Below are 20,450 nucleotides of genomic sequence, written 5' to 3'. Positions count from 1 at the left end.
CGCTCAGCACATAGGGACGGATGCCTCGGAGAGGTCCGCGGCGGCGGCGCGGTGTGCCGCCAGATCACGCTCGATCTCCTCGTCCACCAGGTCGTGGTTGAGGGCGAAGGCGGCCGCGGCGCCCATGCCGGCCGCGGTGACGGCCTGGGCGCGCGAGTCCGTCACGTTGCCGACGGCCCACAGGCCGGGGCGGCTGGTGCGGCCGGACCGGTCGGTTACCAGCCAGCCCTGCTCGTTCTTCTCACAGCCGAGACCTTCGAAGGCCCCGTCGTTCGGCGTCATCGTCGGGAAGAGGAACACCCCGGCGCAGTCCACCGTCCGTCCGTCGGCGAGTTCCACCGTCTGGAGCCGGCCGTCCTTGCTCAGCAGGGTGGACACCGGCCCCTCCGCCACTCGGACCCCGCATGCGTCCATGCGTTCGCGCTCCTCGTCGGTGAGCGGGCGACTGTGCGGGACATACACGATGTGCGGCGACCACTGGCGCAGCAGCAGCGCCTGCCCGGGCGAGGCCGGGTGCACACCGAGTACGACGATCGGCTGGTCGCGGACCTCGTAGCCGTGGCAGTACGGGCAGAAGTGCACGTCCTCGCCCCACATCGCCCGCACACCCGGAATCTCGGGCAGTTCGTCGCGCAGGCCGGTGGCGAGCACGACGTGCCGGGCGTCCAGGGTCGCACCGCCCTCCAGGCGGACCACGTACCCTCCGGTCTCCCCGGCCTCGACCTGGTCCGCCCGGCCGTCGATCTGGACCACGCCGTAGCGCGCGATCTCCGCACGGCCGGCCGCGAGCACGGTGAGCGGGGGGACGCCGTCACGCGAGAGGAAGCTGTGCATGTGGGCAGAGGGGGCGTTGCGGGGCTCCCCGGAGTCGACGACGGCTACGGTGCGACGGGCCCGGGCGAGCACGAGCGCGGCGTTCAGCCCTCCTGCCCCGCCGCCTATCACGATGACGTCGTACGAGGTCTGTTTACTGGTGTCGTTGTTGGCGCCAGTCATGGCGATCACCTCCTCCGGAAGACTGCGGTGCGCGACGTGCCCGGGCAATCTTTGTTGCCGTTTCCGGGACCGAACCCCCGGCCCTTCGGACGGTGGTCGTGGCCGGGGGTCCTGGAGACGACCGGGGCTGGTTGCCATAATGGCAACTCAGGTTGTCGGTCCAGGTGCGGGAGCCGCAGCCTGGATTCCGGCCAAAGCCATCGATAACCGGAAGGCTGCACAATGACTGCCCACGAAGGTGCCGGGACCGCGCCGGCTGCTGGTGACAACGCGCGCGCACTGAACAACCGTGTCCACCATGTCCGATCCGGCGAGTTGGACGGTTACGCCGCCATCAGCGGCGGCACGGTCGATTCGAAGAAGCTCTGGATGGGCCTGGTGGAGAACCCGCCCCTGAGCGCAACGGACAACCATCATCACGGTGAATCCGAGGCAGGGATCTACGTGGTCAGCGGCCACCCCGTGTTCGTCTACCACGACGGCACGGAGGAGGTGCGGCTCGCCGCCGGCCCCGGCGACTTCTTCCTCGTTCCCCCGTTCGTCCCGCACCGCGAGGAGAACCCCGATCCGGACGAGCCCGCGGTCGTCGTGATCGCCCGGACCACTCAAGAGCCGATCAAGGTCTCCGTGCCTGAGCTGTACCACCTCGAAGAGACAGCCGCTGATCAAGAAGGTCAATGACGACCACGAGGCCATCGAGATTGTCTCCAAGCACGGCAACGCCGGATCAACAAGCTCATCGAGGACGTCAAGTGCGATCCCTTCACGGGGATCGGCAAGCCCGAGCCACTCAAGTACCACTTGCCCGGGGCGTGTTCGAGGCGGATCGACGACGGGCATCGCCTTGTCCACCTAGTCACGGACAAGGAGATCGTCATCCTCGCTGCCCGCTACCGCTACTGGACGCGGGGTGTCCAAGCTGTGGCCCTGCCATGCCCGGCCTTTCTCCGAGGACGGCCGGCCGGGTGTCCGTTGCCGCGGGAGTGCGACGACAGCCGGGCGGTTGGGTGCGGGCCTGACAGGCTCCTGACTGCCAGGCGCGATGGTGTCACCGGGAAGGGCCCCGGACGCGTTGGTCACGCGTTGGTCGTCCGGAGGCCCAGCGCCCTGGATATTGCCTGGTCAGGGCCGTGAAACGAGGGAGGACGACCGGGGCCGCCACCCCCCACAGGAGAGGCCCCGGTCGCCGTCCGCGGGAGCCGCGGTACGGTCCCGTACCTCTCTCAGCGCCGGGCGTGCGTTTTCTGTCACACCGCGCAGAGTCAGCGCGTTGTCGCAGGTCGTAGAAGTCGTGGACGCGGGCCGGGCGCAGGCCGTAGCGTGACGCATCGCGCACAGCGGCGCGGCAGTGGCGACCAGCTGCACGGCGGGGGAGCGGTGCGGCGGGACAGGTTGAGGAAGTGCTGGGGGACGACGCGGAGCTGACCACCGCGGTGCTCGCGGCGCAGGACGGGGACGAGGACGCCTTCCGGACTGTGTACCGCGCGGTGCACCCGCGACTGCTCGGGTATGTACGGACGCTGGTCGGTGATCCGGACGCCGAGGACGTGACGTCCGAGGCGTGGCTGCAGATCGCCCGCGACCTCCAGCGGTTCAGCGGCGACGCGGACCGCTTCCGCGGCTGGGCGGCCCGGATAGCCCGCAACCGCGCGCTCGACCACATACGGATGCGGGGCAGGCGCCCCGCGGGTGGCGGCGACGAGTCCGAACTGGCCGCGGAGCCGGGCGAATCGGACACCGCGGGAGAGGCCATCGAAGCCCTGGCCACCGGCCGCACGATGCGGCTCATCGCCCAGCTCCCGCAGGACCAGGCCGAAGCGGTGGTGCTGCGGGTCGTCGTCGGGCTCGACGCGAAGAGCGCGGCCAAAACGCTCGGCAAGCGGCCCGGTGCGGTACGGACCGCCGCGCACCGCGGGCTGAAGAAGCTCGCCGAACTGCTCGGCCCCGACGTGGGCCCGCACGGACTCGACGCCGTACCGACACAGCGCTCCGCACGCGAGGGGGCGGAAGCCGCGGTCGGTGTGACGCATTCGCGTCCGTGGACGCAGAAGGACATGTGATGGCCGACGAGCGGTGCGAATGGCTTGACAAGGACACGGCTGAGCGATTGCTGAGCGGTGGGCCTGTCGGTGCCGTCGACGATCACGCGAGGGCGCAGGCCGCCCGGCTGCACGCCGCGCTGGACGGTGCGGCCCGCTCGGCCGCCCGGTCCGAGATCGGTGAACTCCCCGGCGAGAAGGCGGCGTTGGAGGCATTCCGGCTGGCCAGGAGCGGCGGCGCGGACCCCCTCGAACCGGTACCGGGTACGGACCGGGCCCCGGCCGCCACGCGCTGGGGGCGACCGGTGCGGTTCAGCGTCGCCGCCCTGGTGGCGGCCTGTGCGCTGAGCGGGGTGGCGGTCGCCGCGGGAGCCGGCATGCTGCCTTCGCCCTTCGGCCGCAGCGAACCGATGCCCGCCTCGTCCGTGTCGTCCGCCGCGACACCGCGACCGCTCCTCTCCGAAACGCCCTCCGCCACGCCCACCGGCCCCTCGCCGGGGCCGGACACCAGCACCCCCGGCAGCCGGAAACCCGGCCCCGGACAGCACAGCCCGCGTGTCTCGCCCCCGGCGGGCGAGGCCGGTGGCGCGACAGGTGACGGGAACAGCGGCAGCGGAGAGGCCGGCCGGGACGGGGACCGGGCCGGGGGCGCGGAGCGGCAGCCCGGCGGCGGGACGCAGAACCGGCGGACACCGCCCCGGGGCGGTCACCCCTCGGGTGCCGATGTCTTCCGCAAGCTGGCCGCGGCCTGCCGCGACTACCGCGCGGGCCGGGTCGCCGGCGAGCGCAGGCGGAGTCTGGAGTCGAAGGCCGGCGGCGCGGCGAACGTCGAGAGGTTCTGCGGGCGGGTGCTGGGCACCGGTGGTTCCGACGGCCACCCCGTCTCGTACACGCCCTCGGCCCCGCTCACCCCCGCCGCCCCCGCCACATCCCCCACGCCCTCGCCCTCCGTGCCGGCCGGCCCCTCGCCCTCGCCGACGCGCGACTTCCCGGCGTCGCCCTCACCGGGCGACCGGACCGGCCCAGCGGCAAGCCGGAACGGCTGACGGGCCCGCCGGTACCGGCTGCGCGCAGTGGCCGAACCGCGGGTGTGACACTTTCCGGGGGCCCGGCGCAGTAGAGAGTGAGCCGACTGGTCATCGGCCGCGCGTGAGCCGGGGTTCCCCCCGTACCTTCGGCTCCGCGCAACCGGCGCGGGTGGGTTTCGTTCCCCCGGACCCACCCGCGCCCCCAATCCCTCCCGGGCCTCCCGCAATCACCGGTACACGACGACCTTGTCGCCGGTCCGTGCCTGGCCGAAGAGTGCGGCGATCTTCGCCTTGTCCCGTACGTTGACGCAGCCGTGCGAGGCGCCGCTGTAACCGCGGGCCGCGAAGTCCGACGAGTAGTGCACCGCCTGGCCCCCGCTGAAGAACATCGCGTACGGCATGGCCGTGTGGTAGATGGTCGACACGTGGTGGAGGCTCTTGAAGTCGATGTGGAAGGTCCCCTCGCGGGTCGGTGTGTACTGCGAGCCGAAGCGCACATCCATCGTCGAGAGCACCTTGCCGTCATTGACCCAGCGCAGTGTGCGGCTCGTCTTGCTGATGCAGAGCACCCGGCCGGTGAGGCAGCGCGGGTCGAGCTTGCCCGCGGAGTGCCCGCCCGCCGTTCCGTTCAGCTCGTCGCGGGTCGGGGTCCTCGTCATGGCGAGCAGTCGCCGCCAGGTGACGGTGTCCGTGGTGCCGGTGCGGGTCAGGCCGCGCTTGCCCTGGAACCCCTTGACTGCGGCGACGGTCACCGGGCCGTACGTCCCGGTGGGGGTGGCGCCGAACCAGGCGATCTGCCGCAGCCTGGCCTGGAGTTCGCGCACCTGCTTGCCCGTGGCGCCGCTCGCCATCAGGGTCGGGCCGGGCGGTACGGCCGAGGGCTTCGGTGCCGCGGGCCGCTTCGCGGGCCGCTTCGCGGGCGACGGTGCGCCGGAGGCCGTCGGCCGCCGCGCCGGGCCCGGGGTGGCGGTGCTGTCCTGCGCTCCGGCCGTCGGGCGATGGCTCGCACCGCCGCCCGCCTTCGCGTCGTCCGCCGTCCGCGTCCCCGTGGTCTGCACCGAACAGCCCGCCGCCACGGCGACCGCCGCGGCGGCGGCCAGCGCTCTGCCCATCAGGATCTTCCGCATGCTTCCCCCCTCTTCGTCTTTCTTTCGCTTTTTTCGCTTCCTTCTCGCTTCCGCGCTCTTCTCCCGCCTCGTCCCGGGTGATTCCCCCTCGGGGCGTCGCGAAAGCCCGGGCCGCCATGTTCCGTGCCGGGCCGCCATGTTCCGTCCGGGGTCGCTCCGGGTCCTGGGGTGGCGAAGGCCACTCCCGGAGTGTCGTACCCGCGTGCGAGACTCGGCCCATGCTCGGTGTCACGGATCTCCCGACCTACCTCGCCGGCCTGGTGCTGATCGTTCTGCTGCCGGGCCCCAATTCGCTGTACGTGCTCTCGGTCGCCGCCCGGCGCGGCGTCCGCACCGGATACACGGCGGCTGCCGGGGTGTTCTGCGGGGACACCGTGCTGATGACGCTCTCCGCCGCGGGAGTCGCCTCACTGCTCCAGGCCAACCCGCTGCTGTTCGGCCTGGTGAAGTACGCGGGCGCCGGTTATCTCACCTATCTGGCGTTCGGTATGGTCCGCACGGCCCGTGCGCTCTGGCGCGACCGGAGCGACCGGAGCGACCGGGGCGCGGGGACCACCGACGAGCAGTCGCCCACCCTGGAGCGGCCCTACCGCAGGGCCCTGGTGGTCAGCCTGTTCAACCCGAAGGCGATCCTGTTTTTCATTTCCTTCTTCGTGCAGTTCGTCGACCCGCACTACGCCTACCCGGCGCTCTCGTTCGTGGTCCTCGGCGCGCTGGCGCAGCTGGCGAGCTTCCTCTACCTCACCCTGCTGATATTCGGCGGCACCCGCCTCGCCGCCGCCTTCCGCCGCCGCAGGCGCCTCTCGGCCGGGGTGACGACGGCGGCGGGTGCGCTCTTCCTGGGCTTCGCGGTGAAGCTCTCGCTCAGCAGCGTGTGAGGTAGTCGGCCAGCCCGGTGGCGTCGTCGCCCGCCCAGCCGATGTATCCGTCGGGCCGGACGAGGAACAGCCCCTTGCCGTACGGCTCGTAGGCGTCGAGCCGGTGGACGTGCACCGCGTCGGGGTCCAGCGGTGGCAGCACGGTGTCGGTTCCCACCGAGAGCAGGGTGAAGTGCGGCCCGCGGAAGGCGTCGAAGAGCCGCCCACTGCCCGGCCGCCCGCCGTCCAGCGGTCCGTCGGGTGCGCGGTCGCCCGCCTCCAGGGCGCCCGCGGCCCCCTCGGAGAGCGGTCCGCCGCGGTAGCCGATGCCCAACTGCTGGGTGGCGGCCCCGCGCCGCTGCTCGCCGCGGTGGACGCGGGTGGAGAGGCCCAGCATCTCGGCCGCGTTGGGCCGCCGTTCCTCCTCGTACGAGTCGAGCAGTGCCGCGGGGGCTCCGTCGCGCAGCACCCGGCCGAGCTTCCACCCCAGGTTGTACGCGTCCTGGATGCTGGTGTTGAGCCCCTGGCCGCCGGCCGGTGAGTGGACATGGGCGGCGTCGCCCGCCAGGAAGATCCGGCCGTCGCGGAACCGGTCGGCGAGGGCCGCGCGCGGCCGGAAGTCCGAGGCCCAGAGCACCTCGGTGACGTCGGCCGCGCCGAGATGCGTACGGGCGGCGATCAGGGCGCGTACGCCGTCGGGCGAGAGGTCGGGGCGCTCCCCGTCCGGGAAGCGCGCGGCCAGCTGGAAGTCGTCGGTGCCGGGGAGCGGGCAGAGCGCCAGGAATCCGGCGTCGGCCGGGAAGACGTGCCAGTTCAGCCGGTCCAGGGCGGGGACACGTACATCGGCGACCAGCATGGACGACGGGTCGACGGACTCTCCGGCCATCGCGACGGCGAGCGCGGCGCGGACCGTGCTGCTGCCGCCGTCGGCCGCCACCGCGTACGCCGCGCGGACGGTGGCACCGGTGGAGAGCGTCGCCGTGACCCCGGCCGTGTCCTGCGTGATCGAGTCCAGGGCGCTGCCGAACGAGACCTCGCCGCCCAGCCCGGTCAGGCGCGCGTACAGGATCTCCTGGGTGCGCCACTGGGGCAGGATGCGCGGCGTTCCCGCGTACGGCGCCGCCGGGGTCGTCTCGACCGCGTCGAACATGTGGTGTTCGCCCTGTCGCCCGCCGTCCTTCCAGATCATCTGGACCGGGGCGGGCCCGCTCGCGGCCAGCACCTCGCCGATCACCCCGAGATCGTCGAAGACCTCCAGCGTGCGGGGCTGGAGGCCCTTGCCCCGGGAGCCCGGGAAGAGCCGCTCCGCCTTCTCGGCCACGGTCGTGCGCACTCCGCGCCGGGCCAGATCCACGGCCAGCGCGAGCCCGGTGGGCCCCGCGCCGACGATCAGCACATCGGTCTCCGCGCTTTCCTTGACGCTTTCCTTAACGCTGTTAAGTTCCATGGTTCCGAGCGTGCGCTTAACACTGTTAAATTGTCAAGGTGGGAACACCGAAGATCGACCGGGCGCGCGTCGCGGAGACCGCGCTGCGGCTGCTGAACGAGGTAGGGCTCGACGGGCTGTCGCTGCGCGCCATCGCCAGGGAACTGGACGTCAAGGCGCCCGCGCTCTACTGGCACTTCAAGGACAAGCAGTCCCTGCTGGACGAGATGGCGACGCTGATGTACCGGCGGATGATCGCCGAGGACCTGCCGGAGTCCTGGCGGCCGGAGACCGCGGCGCCGGAGGGGGGCCGGCAGCTCCCGCCGGAGACCGGCGGGAGCTGGCAGGACGGGCTGGTCGTCTACCACCGCGCCCTGCGCGCCATGCTGCTGCGCCACCGCGACGGTGCCAGGGTCTACAGCGGGGCCCGGTTCACCGGCACCGACCACGCGCAGTCGCTGGAGCGGCAGCTGGGCGAGATGACCTCACGCGGGTTCGGCCTGGCGCAGGCGGTCCAGGCCGGCACCACGGCGTACTCGTTCACGGTCGGCTTCGTCATCGAGGAGCAGGGCGTCCAGCCGATGCCGGACGAGCGCCGCGAGGGGTACGGGATCGAGGAGCGGGCCGAGCGGCTCGCCGACTACCCGCTCACCGCGGCGGCCGGCTGGGAGATCTTCACCGACTTCGACCGGCGCTTCGAGGAGGGGCTGCGGCTGGTCGTCGCGGGGATCGAGGCGGCGTACCGGCCACACGACGGGTGAACGAGCAGTCGCCGTTCCCCTCCTGACGTAGCGTCACCTGTCGCTTGATGTCGCGTCCCAGGTCACTGCCGGGACTTGTTCGCGAACACCCAGCGGTTGCCTTTCAGCGCGTCGTTCTGCTCGGGGAGCGGCCCGCGTCCGTGGCGGCGGGTGAATTCGAACGGGGTGTGGACCGATGTGGACCACCCCCTGCTCCCCAGGCGGCCCGCGGAGTCGGGCCGAGGCTCCCGGTCGAACAGGTTGAGCAGGTCGATGCCGATCTGCTGCTTCGTCGAGGTGTAGAGCGGGCTGTCGCGGTACTCCAGCAGGTCCTTGTCGAGCTTGACCTCGAACGCCATGGTGCTTCCCCCCGTACTCAACCGGTCGACCGTGTCGATGAGATGGGTCTCGGCTGCGACCGGCAGATAGAACAGCAGCCCTTCGGCCAGCCAGACGCTGGGTGCGGCCGGGTCGAAGCCCGCGTCGGTCAGTGCGGCGGCCCAGTCGGTACGCAGGTCGGCCGGGACCGGTACGCGCGCGGTCTTCGGGGTGGCCGCCAGTCCGCCGAGCACCTGGTGCTTGAACGCCAGCACGCCGGCCCGGTCGATCTCGAAGATCACGCAGCCGGGAGGCCAGTCGAGCCGGAAGGCCCGGGTGTCAAGGCCCGCCCCGAGCAGGACGACTTGGCGGGCACCCCCCGGGTGCACCGACCGCAGCAGGAAATCGTCCAGGACCCGCGTCCGCAGTCCGAAGTAACGCGCGAAACGTCCCCACAGCGGGTCCGCGTCCCCGTCCGGAACCTGCTGCAAGCGGACCGGCCAGCCCGCACACGCGGGTGCGGCGCGTACGAAGTGCTCCGCGTAGAAGTCCTGCGCCAGGCTGTCGTGGCGGTGGGTCTCGATCGCCCGTGCCGCGGCGACCAGGAGAGCGGTCAGACCGACGCCCCCTGCCACACCTTCCGTACTGGCGCTCCGATGCGCTGTGCCGGTCATGCGTCCTCCGTCGGTACGAGCAGGAACCACGAAAAGCGGGAAACATGGATCGGGCGGCGGCCGTTCAGGTGGCGCCCGGCCGGCCAGGCAGCGACGCGGTCATCGCCCCCTCCCCTCCGGAATCAGGACGGGTTTGACCACCCGGCCCGCTTCACAGTCGCGTTCGGCCTCGTTGATGTCGGCGAGCGGGTACGTACGGATCAGCTGGTCGAAGGGGAACAGCCCGGCCTGCCACAGCCCGGTCAGCCGCGGAATCAGCAGCCCCGGCACCGCGTCCCCCTCGCAGATGTGGGAGATCCTCCGGCCCCGGTCGAGTGCCCCCGGCTCCAGCGCCAGCGCGGTGTGGAGCCGTGCCACCAGGCCGAGGTGACCGGTCGGGCGCAGGGCCCTGAGCGCGTCGTTGATCAGCTGTACGGAGCCCGTGGTGTCCAGTGCGTACTGCGCACCGCCGTCGGTCAGTTGCCGGATGCGGGCGGGCAGGCCGGCCGGGGCGGCGCGCAGCGGGATCGCGCCCAGCCGCTCGGCCAGGGCCAGCCGTTCCGGGTGCCGGTCGACGGCCACGGTCACCGCCCCGGCGGCGGTGGCCGCCATCACAGCGGCCAGGCCCACCGCTCCCGCGCCGAAGACCGCGAGGGTGTCGCCCGGGCCGGTGCCGAAGGAGTTGAGGACCGCTCCGGCGCCGGTGAGGAAGCCGCAGCCGAGTGGTCCGAGCAGTTCGACGGGCAGCGAGGGATCGACCCGGACGGCGTTGCGGGCCGGGACCATCGCGTACTCGGCGAACGAGGACTGGCCGAACCACCGGGGGGCCAGTGCGCCCCCGGCCGCGTCGGTGAACCGTGCCGCGTGCTCCTCGCGTCCGCCGAAGAGGTTGAGCGAGGCGAAGGAGTCGCAGTAGGCGGGGGCCGCGCCCGTGCAGTTACGGCAGTGTCCGCAGGAGTCGAAGCTCAGCACGACATGGTCGCCGGTACTGAGACCGGTGGCCGGGCCGCCCGTGCCCACCACGACTCCGGCCCCCTCGTGGCCGAGCACGGCCGGCAGCGGCGAGCGGCCGGCCGAACGACGGACCGCGAGATCGGTCCGGCACATCCCGCAGCCCGCGATCCTCACCAGGATCTCGCCGTCGGCAGGCCCTGTGGTCAGGACCACCTCCTCAAGGTCGAAACGGCTCTCGTACCCGCGCAGTACCGCCGCACCGAACCTCGTCGTCACGCCTCCTCCGGACGGTGCACGACGAACGGCCTGAGGTTTCCGTAGAGTCCCCACGGCCCGCCCGCGACGCCGACACCGCTCTCCTTGATGCCCGCGAAGGGCTGGGCGAGGGAGAGTTCGGCGTGGTGGTTGATCCACGCCGTCCCGCACTCCAGCCGGCCGGCCACCGCCTCGGCCCGGTCGAGATCCGTCCCCCATACCGAGCCGCCCAGCCCGAAGCCGGTGTCGTTGGCCGCCTCGACGGCCTGGTCGAGGCTCCGGTACGGCAGCACCGGCAGGACCGGACCGAACTGTTCCTCCGTCACCACAGCCGCGGAGGGCGGGACATCGGCCAGGACGGTCGGGGCGAAGAAGTAGCCGGGCCGGTCGAGCCGGTGGCCACCGGCCGCGGCCCGGGCGCCCCCGGCCAGGGCCTGGGCCGTGCGGCTTTCGACCCTGGCCAGTTGGGAGGCGTTGTTGACCGGCCCCAGCTGCGAGCCCGGGTCGAGTCCAGCTCCGACGACGACGGCTCTGGCGCGCTCCGCGAGGGCCTCGACCACCTGGGAGCAGAGCCGGTCAGGGGCGTAGACCCGCTTGACCGCCATGCAGACCTGACCGCAGTTGCGGAACGCGGCCCAGAACAGCCGCTCCGTGATCCGCTCGACATCCACGTCGTCCAGCAGGATGGCGGCGTCGTTGCCGCCCAGCTCCAGGGTGACCCGGGCGAGGGACGCCGCCGCGCCCCGCGCGACGGCCCGTCCGGTGGGAATCGAACCGGTGAAGGTCACATGACGGATCCCCGGGTGGGACGCGAGGCGGGCGCCGAGAGGTTCGTGACCGGTGACGACCGTGAGCACACCCTCGGGGAGCGCGGTGGACAGGACGGACCCCAGCAGCCGGGTGGCCAGGGGTGTGTACGGGGAGGGTTTCAGCACCACCGTGTTACCGGCGGCGAGAGCGGGCGCGAACTTCGCCGACGCGAGCTGGAGAGGGAAGTTCCACGGGACGATCGCGGCGACGGGCCCGAGCGGCCGCCAGCGGACCTCGCTGCGGACCGGCCGGCCGTCCGTGATCTTCTGCGGCTCTGGAGCGGCCTCGGCGAACCAGCGCAGGCGGGCCGCCGTGCGGGCGACCTCCGCGTACGACTCGGCCAGGGGCTTGCCCTGTTCACGGGTGAGCAGCGGAGCGAGATCGGCCCCGGCCGCCTCCACGGCGCCGGCAGCCGCGAGCAGTGACTTGGAGCGGACGAGGGGATCGGACCGCCAGCTGAGCCAGGCCTCGTGGGCCCGCCCGACGACGGCGTCCAGCTCGTCCGGCTGCTGCGCGGGCGCCTCGGCGAATGCCTCACCCGTTGCCGGGTCGACGACGGCGAAGGTCTCACCGCGGGTCGCCGGTGTGCGACCGGTCCGGCCGGCCCGGCTGGTCGGCATGCCGGCGCTCAGTTCGCGGTGGCGGCGGCGGTGGCGGCGGTGGCCGCGTGTTCCCGGGCGTGCCGGTCCATCTCCGCCCGGAAGGCGGCCACCAGGTGCGGCTGGATCCGCCCCGTCCTGCGGTCGCCTCCCTCGCAGACCGCCCCGCGCACCCCCACGATGTCGGTGCCGATGCGGGTCAGCGCACCCAGGTCGGCCACCTTGACGCTGCCCGCGAGGGCGGCCAGCAGACCGGCCTCGTGGGCCAGCGCGACGAACTCCGCGCAGACGTCGGGCGGTACGTGGTCGAACAACCGGGTCCCGTCCTTGACCGCGGTGTCCAGCATGGCCGCGTCGGAGCCGGATCTGCGGGCGATGTCGGGCAGTGCGAGCGGGTTGACGCAGCCGATCCGGTGGGCGTCGGCGTAGCCCGACGCGACCACGAACGCGTCCGGCCGGTAGTCCTTGACCGCCCGGACGACGCCGCGCATGACCTCGATGGCCTGCTCGGGCGTCGTGCATCCGTAGAGGCCGACCTTGATGTACGTGGCTCCGGAGACGGCTGCGCCGAGTGCGGCCTGCGCCACCGTGCCGGGCTTGTACGGCGCGTCCCCCACCGTGGCGGACACCGGCTTGTCCGCCGGGACCGCGTCCCGGGTCTCCCTGATGACCCAGGGGAAGTTCGCACCGAGCGAGCCCTCTTCAGGCCTTTTGACGTCGACGATGTCGAGGTGTTCCGCCGCTTTCACGCAGTCGCGGGCCTCTTCGACACTGTCGGGGGAGATGAGAAGCAACACCGTGGATTCCTTCCACCGCACGGTCAGCTGCCCGGGGGCAGGTGTGCGGAGTCGTCTGGATCACGTGCGGTGTGCTCATCATTGCCGCGGCCCGTGCCGGCCGGGAGGGCGCGCGGGGTGCCGGACGGGTCATTGCCCGCACCTCCCCACGCCCCCCGGCGCGCCGAGGCGGCCGCGCTCCGGGCGGCGCTCCGGGCCGCGCTCCCGGTCAGGCGATCGACGGATGCGACTCCTCGCTCACCGTCCAGGAGGGCCCGTCCGGGAGGGACTGGCTCGCTGTGCCGGCCCCCTTCAGCGCGGACGCGCCGACCACCGCAGCGGCCAGGGCACAGAGGAACCAGACGACCACGCCCGGCAGATGCTGGGGGCCCCGGTAGAGGACGGGCGAGGCGATCAGCGCGCCCAGCAGCGCGCCGCCGAGGATCCGGCCGTGAACAGGCGCGGAGAACTTGGCGGTTCGCGGCAGCCGCCGCCCGGCCCGCCGGGGGCCGACCTGCTGGGTGCCGGTCAGATACCGGCGTGCCTCGTCCGGATCGGCGAGGCCCATGAACACCTCACCGCTGTCGGCGACGAACGCCGCCGGCAGTTCCCCCTCGATCAGCTTCCACCGCAGCGGCCAGCAGATCCAGCCCTCCTGGCCCCCGAACCGGACGGCGGCCCTGGCGACCTCCTCGCACGGACCGGAGAGCCTGATCTCGTGCCCGCCGTCCCGCAGGACGAGCCAGTGGTACTGCGTGACGTCCTGTTCGCCCGGCTTGTCGCCCCGCTCCAGGAAACGCATCCGGACGGGTTCGCCCACCACGACCCGGGCGGCGTGCAGTTCGCCCCCGCCGGCGTCGTCGGTCAGCACCCGGAACTTGCGGCGCGTATCGGCCTCGCTCGCCTGCTTGCGCGCGAACAGGAGCGCCTTCAGGGTCACCACGATGACCAGGAGGACCACGACCCCGGACAGCACACCGCCGACACCGGCGGACAGCCGGGCGAGCGACACCGGGGTCAGCAGGAGGACGACCGCACCGGCCGCACGGCCCGCGTCCCGGGCGGGCGCCGGAAGCCGTCCCGGCGGCGGGGGCACCGAGGACGGCCGCCCCGCCGCCGGGGGCACCGCGGTGAAGCGTGGTGCCGCACGGCAGGCGAGTACCCACCCCGCGGCGGCGACGGCGGCCGCCCCGAGGGCCGTCAGGATGTCCCAGCGCGGGGCAGGGGCGTCGAAATGTACGAAGACCAGCGCCAGCGCCGCGGCCGCGCAGGCCAGGGCCGCGCTGCCGAACACGCGGGTGATCAGGGTGGAGCGTCGCATGGGTGTCCTTCACCGGGGCGGGGGAGCCGGGGTGGGGGACCGTCTCGCGGAACGCGCGTACGTACGGACCGACGGCTTCCGCGGTGAGTCGTGGGGCGGCACGCGTGAGCCGGGCTGTACGAGGCGCATCAGTTTTACCCGTGATCCCGGATAAGTAAAGGCGCGCCCCGCCCCCTCATGGCGTGGCGTCGGCCCGCCCTCCGGCTGCCTACCGGGCCTTGCCCGCACCGGAGTTGACCGGACGTCCGGACAGTGCGCCGCGCAGCAGCGGCGTCAGCCTGTTCTCGACGCAGCGGTTGAGCAGCCAGGCCAGCCCCAGCATCAGCGCGACGGTCAGGACGAGCGTCCCGTACGAGGGGATCCCGAGCTTCCGGTGCAGCACGGCCACCACCACCCAGCCCAGATGTTCGTGGACCAGGTAGAAGGGGTACGTCAGTGCCCCGGCGACCGTCAGCCAGCGCCAGTCGGCCCACCGGAAGAGGCCCAGCGCCACCGCGCCGACCAGCACGAAGCCCAGCGTGACCACGGCGACGATCACCGAGGTGTGCCGGTACGAGAAGAAGGCCGGACCGGCCCGGTGCCACAGACCGGCGACCGCGTAGTGCTGGCCGATCGCCCAGCTGACCCCGACCACGCCCCAGGCGATGGCGTCCCGCCGGTCGCGGTGCAGGAGGTAGAGGCCGATCCCGCCGATGAAGAACGGCGCGTACTGCGGCATCAGCACCATGCTCAGCATCGGCTGGTGCACCGCGTCGGTGATCGCGGCGGCCAGGGTCCACACCCCGCAGAAGACCAGCACACGCTGCCGGTTCGCGCCCGGCAGCACCACGCAGAGGGCGAAGAGGGCGTAGAAGCGCAGTTCGGCCCAGAGGGTCCAGCACACGCCGAGGACCCGGTCGGCGCCGATCGGCTGCTGGAGCATGGTGAGGTTCACCAGCGCGTCGCTGGGTGAGACCGTCCGGTACGCGACCCAGGGGAGTGCGAACACCGCCGTGACGATCACGATCGCCGCCCAGTACGCCGGGTAGAGGCGGGAGACCCGGGAGGCGAAGAAGGAGCGCAGCGGCCTGCCCCAGCCGCTCATGCAGATCACGAAGCCGCTGATGACGAAGAAGATCTGCACGCCGAGGCAGCCGTAGGCGAACCACTCGGAGAGCGCCGGGAACTGGTGGCGGGGCGACCCTCCCCAGGCCCTGCTGATGTCCCCGCTCCGGCCGCCGTAGTGGTACGCGGCGACCATCAGGGCGGCGACCAGCCGCAGACCGTCGAGCGCGCGCAGCCGCCCGACCGCGCGTACGGGCCGTGCGGGGCCCGTACGCGCGGGGGATATCGGCAGCGGCCCGTCGGCGGCGCCGGACGCGGGTGCGGATGCGGACGCGGAGTCCTGGTCCGGCGCCACCGCGGCCACCGGCGCGGAGACGGCCGCGGGAAGGGGCGCGGAGGCCGGGGCGGGCGTCATCCCAGGGCCACTCTCTTGAGGGAGCGGGCCCGCCGGGCCACCCGCCGTACCGTCGCGTTGCGCGGGATGAAGGCGAGCTGGGCCGGCATCGCGCCCGGCAGCCCCAGCACGGTCAGCCGCCGGCGCTTGAAGTACCGCCAGGTGTGGGCATCCAGACGGCGGCTCAGATACGCCTCGGCCGCCGGACGCAGATCGGCCCGCAGCTGCGGCTGCATCGCGAAGCCGACGGCTGCGACCAGCCCCGGCAGATCATCGGCCGGGGCGGTCCCGGCGTTCTCCAGATCGGGCACCAGCGCGTCGACGACGGTCACCGGGACGCGGTTGCTGTTCTGGTACGGGGCGAGCCGGTCCAGCAGCAGCTCCGTGCCGGTGCGGGCGACCGGGATTCCGTAGAAGGCGCTCGCCGTGAGGAGCGCCGTGGAGAAGCAGCCGACCACCAGCGCAGGGCGCACCCGCTCGTACAGCGTCTCGGCGAGCAACGGCTCTTCCACGACCGTCAGTTCGGCGTCCAGCCGCTCAGCCTCCCGCTCCAGCAGCCGCGACCAGCGGGCCGGTGCCGTCGGGTGCGGCTTGAACACGACCGTGCGGTGGCCGAGGGCGACCGCCCCGCGCAGCATCCGCACGTGGAGGTCCTCCTCCTGCTGCGGGGTGAGGATCTCCAGAGCCGAGAGGTACTGCCCGAGCAGCAGCGCCGGAGGCTCCGCGAACGAGGGCAGTCCCGTGGCGCACGCGGCCACCTCACTCAGGACCCGGCGGAACGCCGCATCCGGCACGATCTCCGGCTCGGCCCCGAACTCGGCGAGCAGCAGAGGCTTGAGCCCCGGCACCAGATCGAGATGGAGCAGCCGCCGGATCCGGGTGCCGATCAGCGGATCGATCTTGTTGCGCGTCGGGCCGTACGACATCAGCCCGTCCGCGTACACCGTGACCGGCGCGTCCTGGAAGAGCAGAGCGAGCGCCTGCGCCGGGTTGACCTGGACGGACTCGACCGCCAGCTCGATCCGGTCGTCGCCGAGATCCCAGAGCAGCCTCAACTGCCGTTCCCACAACGGGATGTCGTCGGTACGCGGCGACCAGCCGCCCGGGTGCAGCGGGGCGATGGTGCTGTTCCAGGAGAGCACTCCGTCGAACCGCTCGCGCAGCCGCTCGAAGCCGGGCATCGCGTCCAGGGCGGGGGTGGTCTCCGGGATCGCCGCGTTGTTGCTGACCAGCAGCAGCCGGCGGTCGGCGGGGCCGAAGCAGCCGCTGTCGATCGCGGCGGCCAGCGTGGCGGCCCCGTACAGCGTGGAGGCGTAGAAGATCTGCGTCGTACGGGGAGAGCCGGGGGCACGGGTCCCGGGCGTGGGTGACGTCACGCTGCGGCCTCCGTCGTCAGCGGGGCCGGACGGCGGCGCAGCCGCCGCAGCCGCGAGGCGCGTGCGGTGTCCATCGAGTCGAGCGCGTCGCTCAGCAGATCCTGCGGCATCCGTTTCAGCGCGGCCGCGCTGAGCGTCCGCAATTTACGTGCCACGGTTGGTTCGAACCTTTCGATGGAACCCAAGTGGTGCGAAATGATCGCGCAATAGGTGCGCACGGCCTTGGGAAGAAGGAGAGCGGCTTCCGGGTCTTTCGACGTGTCGTCGATTACCTGGTCGAAAGCGCGGATGAAATCGAGCTGGCGTACATCGCCGATCTGCGTGAGGGACGAAGCGACGCCACGCCGGTAGAACATTCCCAGGAGTCCGAGTACGGCGAACGACTCCGCTTCCCTGTGCAGCCGCCAGATCCACGGGCGGTCCTCGGCGGTGCGCAGCCCGTGGGTGAAGTGCAGCAGCCCGCGGTCCAGCAGTCTGCGGTGGTACATACCGGCCCAGGCATACGCGTAGTCGACCGGGGTGGAGCGGTCGGCGGGCAGGATCACCTCGCGCGGACGGGTCACCTCGCCGCGCCTGCCGTACGGGACCCGGTGGACCGTACGCGTGCTGCCTGTGCACTGCACGTGGTCGGTGCGCACGAAGTCGCAGCCCAGCGCCTCCATGTCGGCCAGCAGCCGCGCGTAGTACCCGGGGGCGAGCCAGTCGTCGCCGTCCAGGAAGGTGATGTACGTGCCGCTCGCCGCGTCGAGCCCGGTGTTGCGGGCGGTGGCGAGTCCTCCGTTCTCCCGGTGTCTCAGCAGGACGGCCCCGGGAAGCTCGCGCTCCGCACGTTCGAGGATCTCCGGGGTCCCGTCCGTCGAACAGTCGTCGACGAGCAGGAACTCGAAGTCGTCGCGTGCGTTCGCGCGCAGGCTTCTGAGGGTGTCGGGGGCGTATGTCTGCACGTTGTAGAACGGCACGATGACGGAGAGCTTGACCACCTGCGTGACGCTAAGAGGCTCCCCGGCATTCGCCCTGAAGCCCGGTGGGATGGCAGGTGAACTGAATATGGCGGAACCGTGAACCGGCCCGTCCTGTTCGCCGTCTCTCCCGCTGTCGGTCCGCTGTTAACCCTTTGTTGCGGCTGAGTTGGGCCGCCGCACCGAATGCCTTTCTACCTTCATCGGTGTGCCAGCAAGTACCAGCGATGTTCTCCGCGTAGCCGTGATCGCCGATTCCGACACCCGTTGGAAATGGGGCGCGCTCACCGCACGCCGCCTCTCCGTCGGGGACGCACAGCTCAGCGGCTTCCTGCTGCGCGGCCGGGCCACGCCCACCCCGCGCCAGCTCGCCGAGGTCGGGGCCGGTGTGGACACGGCCGCGGTCCGGGAGGTGACGGGGGCGGAATTCCTCCGGGCCGTCGAGCAGGACGGCTACGACGTGGTCGTCCTCGCCCTGGTCGGCGGCGCCGTCCAGGCGATGCTGCACGGACTCGCCGCGCTCCCCGACCCGGCACGGCGGCCCGTCGTCGTCACCGGCTATGTCGGTGTGGTCTACGAGAAGCTGGCCGACGGACTGCTGCTGCGGCACGGCGCCGACGTGGTCCTCGCCAACTCCCTGCACGACGCGGAAAGGTTCCGCGCGGTGTACGAGGGGGTGGGCGCCGACGCGTCCGCCGTGACCGGGGCCGCGCTGCCCTTCCTCGGCGGCGCGCCGTACGCCGGGGGCGCGCTGAAGACCGTCGTCTTCGCCGCCCAGCCCTCGGTCCCCGCCTCCCGCGAGGGCCGTACGTATCTGCTGAGCCGCCTGGTCGGGCACGCCCGGCTGCACCCGGACCGCGAGGTGCTGCTCAAGCTCCGCTCCCAGCCGGGCGAGCACACCACACACATCGAGGAACTGCCCTACCAGAAGCTGGCCGAGAAGCTTCCCGGCGGCCTGCCCGCCAACTTCCGCCTGGTGTACGGCCACATGGGCGAGGTGCTGGACCGCACCGACCTGCTGGTCACGGTCTCCTCGACCGCGGCCCTGGAGTCCCTGCACCGGCGTATCCCCACCGCCGTCCTCACCGACCTCGGCATCCGCGAGGCACTCGGCAACCACCACTTCCTCGGCTCGGGCTGCTTCGCCTCCTGGGACCAGCTGGACGCCGGCGCGAGCCCGGAGGCCGACCCCGCGTGGCTGGCCCGGCAGGGGGTGGCCGCCGGGGGTTCCTCCGCCGGGGGAGCCTCGTACGACACGGCTTTCGACGCCGTACGCGAACGGGTCGCACGGCTGCTCCTGGAGCCCCGGCTCCCGCCGATCGAGCCCTACTACACCCACGCCACCGCGCCCGGATACCTCCCCGGCATCCTCGCCCGCTACCGCCTGGACGCCGCCCCGGCCGCCGACACCGGCGGCGTGCGGCGCGTGGTGCGCGACGCCGTACGGGACGCGGCGCGCGGGGCGTACCGCCACGGCGTCCAGCGCGTGGCCCCCGTCATCCGCCGCATGGGAGATCTGTGATGCCCACCGAAACCACTGAACCAGCCCGGCAGGACGGGCCGTTCAGGCCCGTGAAGACCGCAGCGCCCGCCCGGCGGCCCCGGGTCCTGGCCGTGATCCCCGCGCGTGGCGGATCCAAGGGTGTGCCCGCCAAGAACCTCGAAGCGGTCGGCGGTGTGCCGCTCGTGGCCCGCGCGGTCCGTGCCTGTCTGGGCGCCCGCCGGGTCACCGACGTCGCCGTGTCGACGGACGACGAGCGGATCGCGACGGCGGCGCGCGAGGCCGGCGCCGATGTGGTGCTGCGCCCCGCCGAGATCGCCGGTGACACGGCGACCAGCGAGGCCGCCGTGCTGCACGCGCTCGACGCGTACCCCGGAACGGATGCCGTGCTGCTCGTCCAGTGCACCAGCCCCTTCCTCACCGGCGAGGAGATCGACGGGGTCGCGGCCGCGGTCACCGAGGGGGGCGCGGACACCGCGCTCACCGTCGCCCCCACGCACGGGTTCGTCTGGCGCGAGGAGCAGCGCGCCGACGGCAGCGGCACGGACACCGCGGGCGTCAACCACGACAAGGCCTTCCGACCCCGCCGCCAGGACCGCCCGCAGGACTACCTGGAGACCGGCGCGGCCTACGCCATGAACGCCGAGGGCTTCCGCACCGCCCGGCACCGCTTCTTCGGTGAGACCGCCCTGGTCCGCACCGACCCGGCCCGCGTCCTGGAGATCGACGACCCGCACGACCTGGCACGCGCCCGCGCTCTCGCGCCGCTCCTGGACGTGCGTACGCTGCCGGGCCGCGACGACGTCGACGCCGTCGTCCTGGACTTCGACGGCACCCAGACCGACGACCGTGTCCTCATCGACTCCGACGGCCGCGAGATCGTCGCCGTCCACCGCGGCGACGGCCTCGGGATCGCGGCGCTCCGCGACACCACGGACCTCAAACTCCTGATCCTCTCCACCGAGCAGAACCCGGTCGTCGCCGCACGCGCCCGCAAGCTGCGGGTGCCCGTGCTGCACGGCATCGACCGCAAGGACCTCGCACTCAAGCAGTGGTGCGAAGAACAGGGTGTCGCGCCCGAGCGCGTGCTCTACGTCGGCAACGACGTGAACGACCTGCCGTGCTTCGGCCTCGTCGGGTGGCCCGTCGCGGTCGCCCAGGCCCACGACGCCGTACGCGGCGCCGCACGCGCGGTCACCACCACCCCCGGCGGCGAGGGCGCGATCCGCGAGATCGCCGCCTGGCTCCTGGGCCCCACCCTCAACAAGTAAGGAACC

Annotated in this window: 18 protein-coding genes and 2 pseudogenes; 9 read left to right on the top strand and 11 right to left on the bottom strand. The window is 72.5% G+C overall.

Translation table 11 applies throughout. The annotated features are described in order from the left end of the window. Positions 1 to 3: 3 nt before the first annotated feature. A complete protein-coding gene (locus OG285_RS12190) occupies positions 4 to 996 on the bottom strand; it encodes an NAD(P)/FAD-dependent oxidoreductase (RefSeq protein WP_356828573.1) in 993 nt (330 codons plus the stop codon). A gap of 222 nt (positions 997 to 1,218) precedes the next feature. On the opposite strand from OG285_RS12190, the gene OG285_RS12185 reads away from it, so the two are divergent. The 5 genes and pseudogenes from OG285_RS12185 to OG285_RS12165 all read left to right on the top strand — a co-directional run bounded on the left by OG285_RS12185 (position 1,219) and on the right by OG285_RS12165 (position 4,081). Further along, complete coding sequence (locus OG285_RS12185; protein WP_356828571.1) at positions 1,219 to 1,677, top strand: cupin domain-containing protein; 459 nt, start codon at positions 1,219 to 1,221, stop codon at positions 1,675 to 1,677. Continuing rightward, a pseudogene (locus OG285_RS12180) lies at positions 1,658 to 1,720 on the top strand (type II toxin-antitoxin system prevent-host-death family antitoxin); the annotation flags it as partial. The gene OG285_RS12185 and the pseudogene OG285_RS12180, both read left to right, overlap by 20 nt. Continuing rightward, a pseudogene (locus tag OG285_RS12175) lies at positions 1,720 to 1,896 on the top strand (Txe/YoeB family addiction module toxin); the annotation flags it as partial. The pseudogenes OG285_RS12180 and OG285_RS12175, both read left to right, overlap by 1 nt. 500 nt (positions 1,897 to 2,396) lie before the next feature. Next, positions 2,397 to 3,056 (top strand): RNA polymerase sigma factor, encoded by a 660-nt coding sequence (locus OG285_RS12170; RefSeq protein WP_356828569.1) that lies wholly within the window; start codon positions 2,397 to 2,399, stop codon positions 3,054 to 3,056. Continuing rightward, the gene (locus OG285_RS12165) at positions 3,056 to 4,081 is read left to right on the top strand and encodes a hypothetical protein (protein WP_371790960.1); all 1,026 of its coding nucleotides are present in this window, start codon (positions 3,056 to 3,058) and stop codon (positions 4,079 to 4,081) included. The genes OG285_RS12170 and OG285_RS12165 overlap by 1 nt, the downstream gene beginning before the upstream one ends. 209 nt (positions 4,082 to 4,290) lie before the next feature. Here OG285_RS12165 and OG285_RS12160 read toward each other — a convergent pair whose 3' ends face one another. Beyond that, on the bottom strand, positions 4,291 to 5,190 hold the full coding sequence (locus tag OG285_RS12160; protein ID WP_371790959.1) for a L,D-transpeptidase family protein: 900 nt from the start codon (positions 5,188 to 5,190) through the stop codon (positions 4,291 to 4,293). 218 nt (positions 5,191 to 5,408) lie between these two features. On the opposite strand from OG285_RS12160, the gene leuE reads away from it, so the two are divergent. Then, complete coding sequence (leuE, locus tag OG285_RS12155; RefSeq protein ID WP_371790958.1) at positions 5,409 to 6,068, top strand: leucine efflux protein LeuE; 660 nt, start codon at positions 5,409 to 5,411, stop codon at positions 6,066 to 6,068. On the opposite strand, the gene OG285_RS12150 is transcribed toward leuE, so the two are convergent. Further along, positions 6,055 to 7,494: an FAD-dependent oxidoreductase gene (locus OG285_RS12150; RefSeq protein ID WP_371790957.1), complete on the bottom strand. Its 1,440-nt coding sequence runs from the start codon at positions 7,492 to 7,494 to the stop codon at positions 6,055 to 6,057. The two genes, leuE and OG285_RS12150, sit on opposite strands and share 14 nt — an antisense overlap. A gap of 38 nt (positions 7,495 to 7,532) precedes the next feature. Here OG285_RS12150 and OG285_RS12145 point away from each other — a divergent pair, with 38 nt between their 5' ends. Next, entirely contained in the window at positions 7,533 to 8,234 is a 702-nt protein-coding gene (locus tag OG285_RS12145; protein ID WP_371790956.1) for a TetR/AcrR family transcriptional regulator, read from the top strand. A 62-nt stretch (positions 8,235 to 8,296) separates the two neighbouring features. On the opposite strand, the gene OG285_RS12140 is transcribed toward OG285_RS12145, so the two are convergent. The 8 genes from OG285_RS12140 to OG285_RS12105 form a co-directional block, all read right to left on the bottom strand. Next, positions 8,297 to 9,205 carry a class I SAM-dependent methyltransferase gene (locus tag OG285_RS12140; RefSeq protein ID WP_371790955.1) on the bottom strand — a complete coding sequence of 303 codons (909 nt, stop codon included), beginning with the start codon at positions 9,203 to 9,205 and terminating at the stop codon, positions 8,297 to 8,299. Positions 9,206 to 9,304: 99 nt separating this feature from the next. After that, positions 9,305 to 10,414, bottom strand: a complete 1,110-nt coding sequence (locus OG285_RS12135) for an NAD(P)-dependent alcohol dehydrogenase (RefSeq protein ID WP_371790954.1) — start codon at positions 10,412 to 10,414, stop codon at positions 9,305 to 9,307. Further along, complete coding sequence (locus OG285_RS12130) at positions 10,411 to 11,823, bottom strand: aldehyde dehydrogenase family protein (RefSeq protein WP_371790953.1); 1,413 nt, start codon at positions 11,821 to 11,823, stop codon at positions 10,411 to 10,413. The genes OG285_RS12135 and OG285_RS12130 overlap by 4 nt, the downstream gene beginning before the upstream one ends. An 8-nt stretch (positions 11,824 to 11,831) precedes the next feature. Then, the gene (locus tag OG285_RS12125; protein ID WP_371790952.1) at positions 11,832 to 12,599 is read right to left on the bottom strand and encodes a (5-formylfuran-3-yl)methyl phosphate synthase; all 768 of its coding nucleotides are present in this window, start codon (positions 12,597 to 12,599) and stop codon (positions 11,832 to 11,834) included. Positions 12,600 to 12,807: 208 nt separating this feature from the next. After that, positions 12,808 to 13,899, bottom strand: coding sequence for a hypothetical protein (locus OG285_RS12120; protein WP_371790951.1), 1,092 nt, complete (start codon positions 13,897 to 13,899; stop codon positions 12,808 to 12,810). Between the two features lie 208 nt (positions 13,900 to 14,107). Next, positions 14,108 to 15,358 (bottom strand): acyltransferase, encoded by a 1,251-nt coding sequence (locus OG285_RS12115; RefSeq protein ID WP_356828548.1) that lies wholly within the window; start codon positions 15,356 to 15,358, stop codon positions 14,108 to 14,110. Continuing rightward, entirely contained in the window at positions 15,355 to 16,713 is a 1,359-nt protein-coding gene (locus tag OG285_RS12110) for an alpha-2,8-polysialyltransferase family protein (RefSeq protein ID WP_371790950.1), read from the bottom strand. Before OG285_RS12110 ends, OG285_RS12115 begins: the two co-directional genes overlap by 4 nt. Beyond that, the gene (locus tag OG285_RS12105) at positions 16,710 to 17,693 is read right to left on the bottom strand and encodes a glycosyltransferase family 2 protein (RefSeq protein ID WP_356828544.1); all 984 of its coding nucleotides are present in this window, start codon (positions 17,691 to 17,693) and stop codon (positions 16,710 to 16,712) included. The genes OG285_RS12110 and OG285_RS12105 overlap by 4 nt, the downstream gene beginning before the upstream one ends. 187 nt (positions 17,694 to 17,880) lie before the next feature. On the opposite strand from OG285_RS12105, the gene OG285_RS12100 reads away from it, so the two are divergent. Then, the gene (locus tag OG285_RS12100; RefSeq protein WP_371790949.1) at positions 17,881 to 19,194 is read left to right on the top strand and encodes a DUF6716 putative glycosyltransferase; all 1,314 of its coding nucleotides are present in this window, start codon (positions 17,881 to 17,883) and stop codon (positions 19,192 to 19,194) included. Continuing rightward, on the top strand, positions 19,194 to 20,444 hold the full coding sequence (locus OG285_RS12095) for a cytidylyltransferase domain-containing protein (protein WP_371790948.1): 1,251 nt from the start codon (positions 19,194 to 19,196) through the stop codon (positions 20,442 to 20,444). Before OG285_RS12100 ends, OG285_RS12095 begins: the two co-directional genes overlap by 1 nt. Positions 20,445 to 20,450: the final 6 nt, after the last annotated feature.

It is taken from the genome of Streptomyces sp. NBC_01471 (assembly GCF_041438865.1).
Taxonomy (GTDB): Bacteria; Actinomycetota; Actinomycetes; order Streptomycetales; family Streptomycetaceae; genus Streptomyces.
The sequence above is the reverse complement of the archived record's forward strand: the minus strand, read 5'-3'. Positions and strand labels throughout refer to the sequence as shown.

What these genes read in the sequence shown, in the direction of transcription:
- OG285_RS12190 (WP_356828573.1), bottom strand. Translation starts at nt 996, where the DNA reads ATGACTGGCGCCAACAACGACACCAGTAAACAGACCTCGTACGACGTC.
- OG285_RS12185 (WP_356828571.1), top strand. Translation starts at nt 1,219, where the DNA reads ATGACTGCCCACGAAGGTGCCGGGACCGCGCCGGCTGCTGGTGACAAC.
- OG285_RS12165 (WP_371790960.1), top strand. Translation starts at nt 3,056, where the DNA reads ATGGCCGACGAGCGGTGCGAATGGCTTGACAAGGACACGGCTGAGCGA.
- OG285_RS12160 (WP_371790959.1), bottom strand. Translation starts at nt 5,190, where the DNA reads ATGCGGAAGATCCTGATGGGCAGAGCGCTGGCCGCCGCCGCGGCGGTC.
- leuE (WP_371790958.1), top strand. Translation starts at nt 5,409, where the DNA reads ATGCTCGGTGTCACGGATCTCCCGACCTACCTCGCCGGCCTGGTGCTG.
- OG285_RS12150 (WP_371790957.1), bottom strand. Translation starts at nt 7,494, where the DNA reads ATGGAACTTAACAGCGTTAAGGAAAGCGTCAAGGAAAGCGCGGAGACC.
- OG285_RS12140 (WP_371790955.1), bottom strand. Translation starts at nt 9,205, where the DNA reads ATGACCGGCACAGCGCATCGGAGCGCCAGTACGGAAGGTGTGGCAGGG.
- OG285_RS12130 (WP_371790953.1), bottom strand. Translation starts at nt 11,823, where the DNA reads ATGCCGACCAGCCGGGCCGGCCGGACCGGTCGCACACCGGCGACCCGC.
- OG285_RS12120 (WP_371790951.1), bottom strand. Translation starts at nt 13,899, where the DNA reads ATGCGACGCTCCACCCTGATCACCCGCGTGTTCGGCAGCGCGGCCCTG.
- OG285_RS12115 (WP_356828548.1), bottom strand. Translation starts at nt 15,358, where the DNA reads ATGACGCCCGCCCCGGCCTCCGCGCCCCTTCCCGCGGCCGTCTCCGCG.
- OG285_RS12095 (WP_371790948.1), top strand. Translation starts at nt 19,194, where the DNA reads ATGCCCACCGAAACCACTGAACCAGCCCGGCAGGACGGGCCGTTCAGG.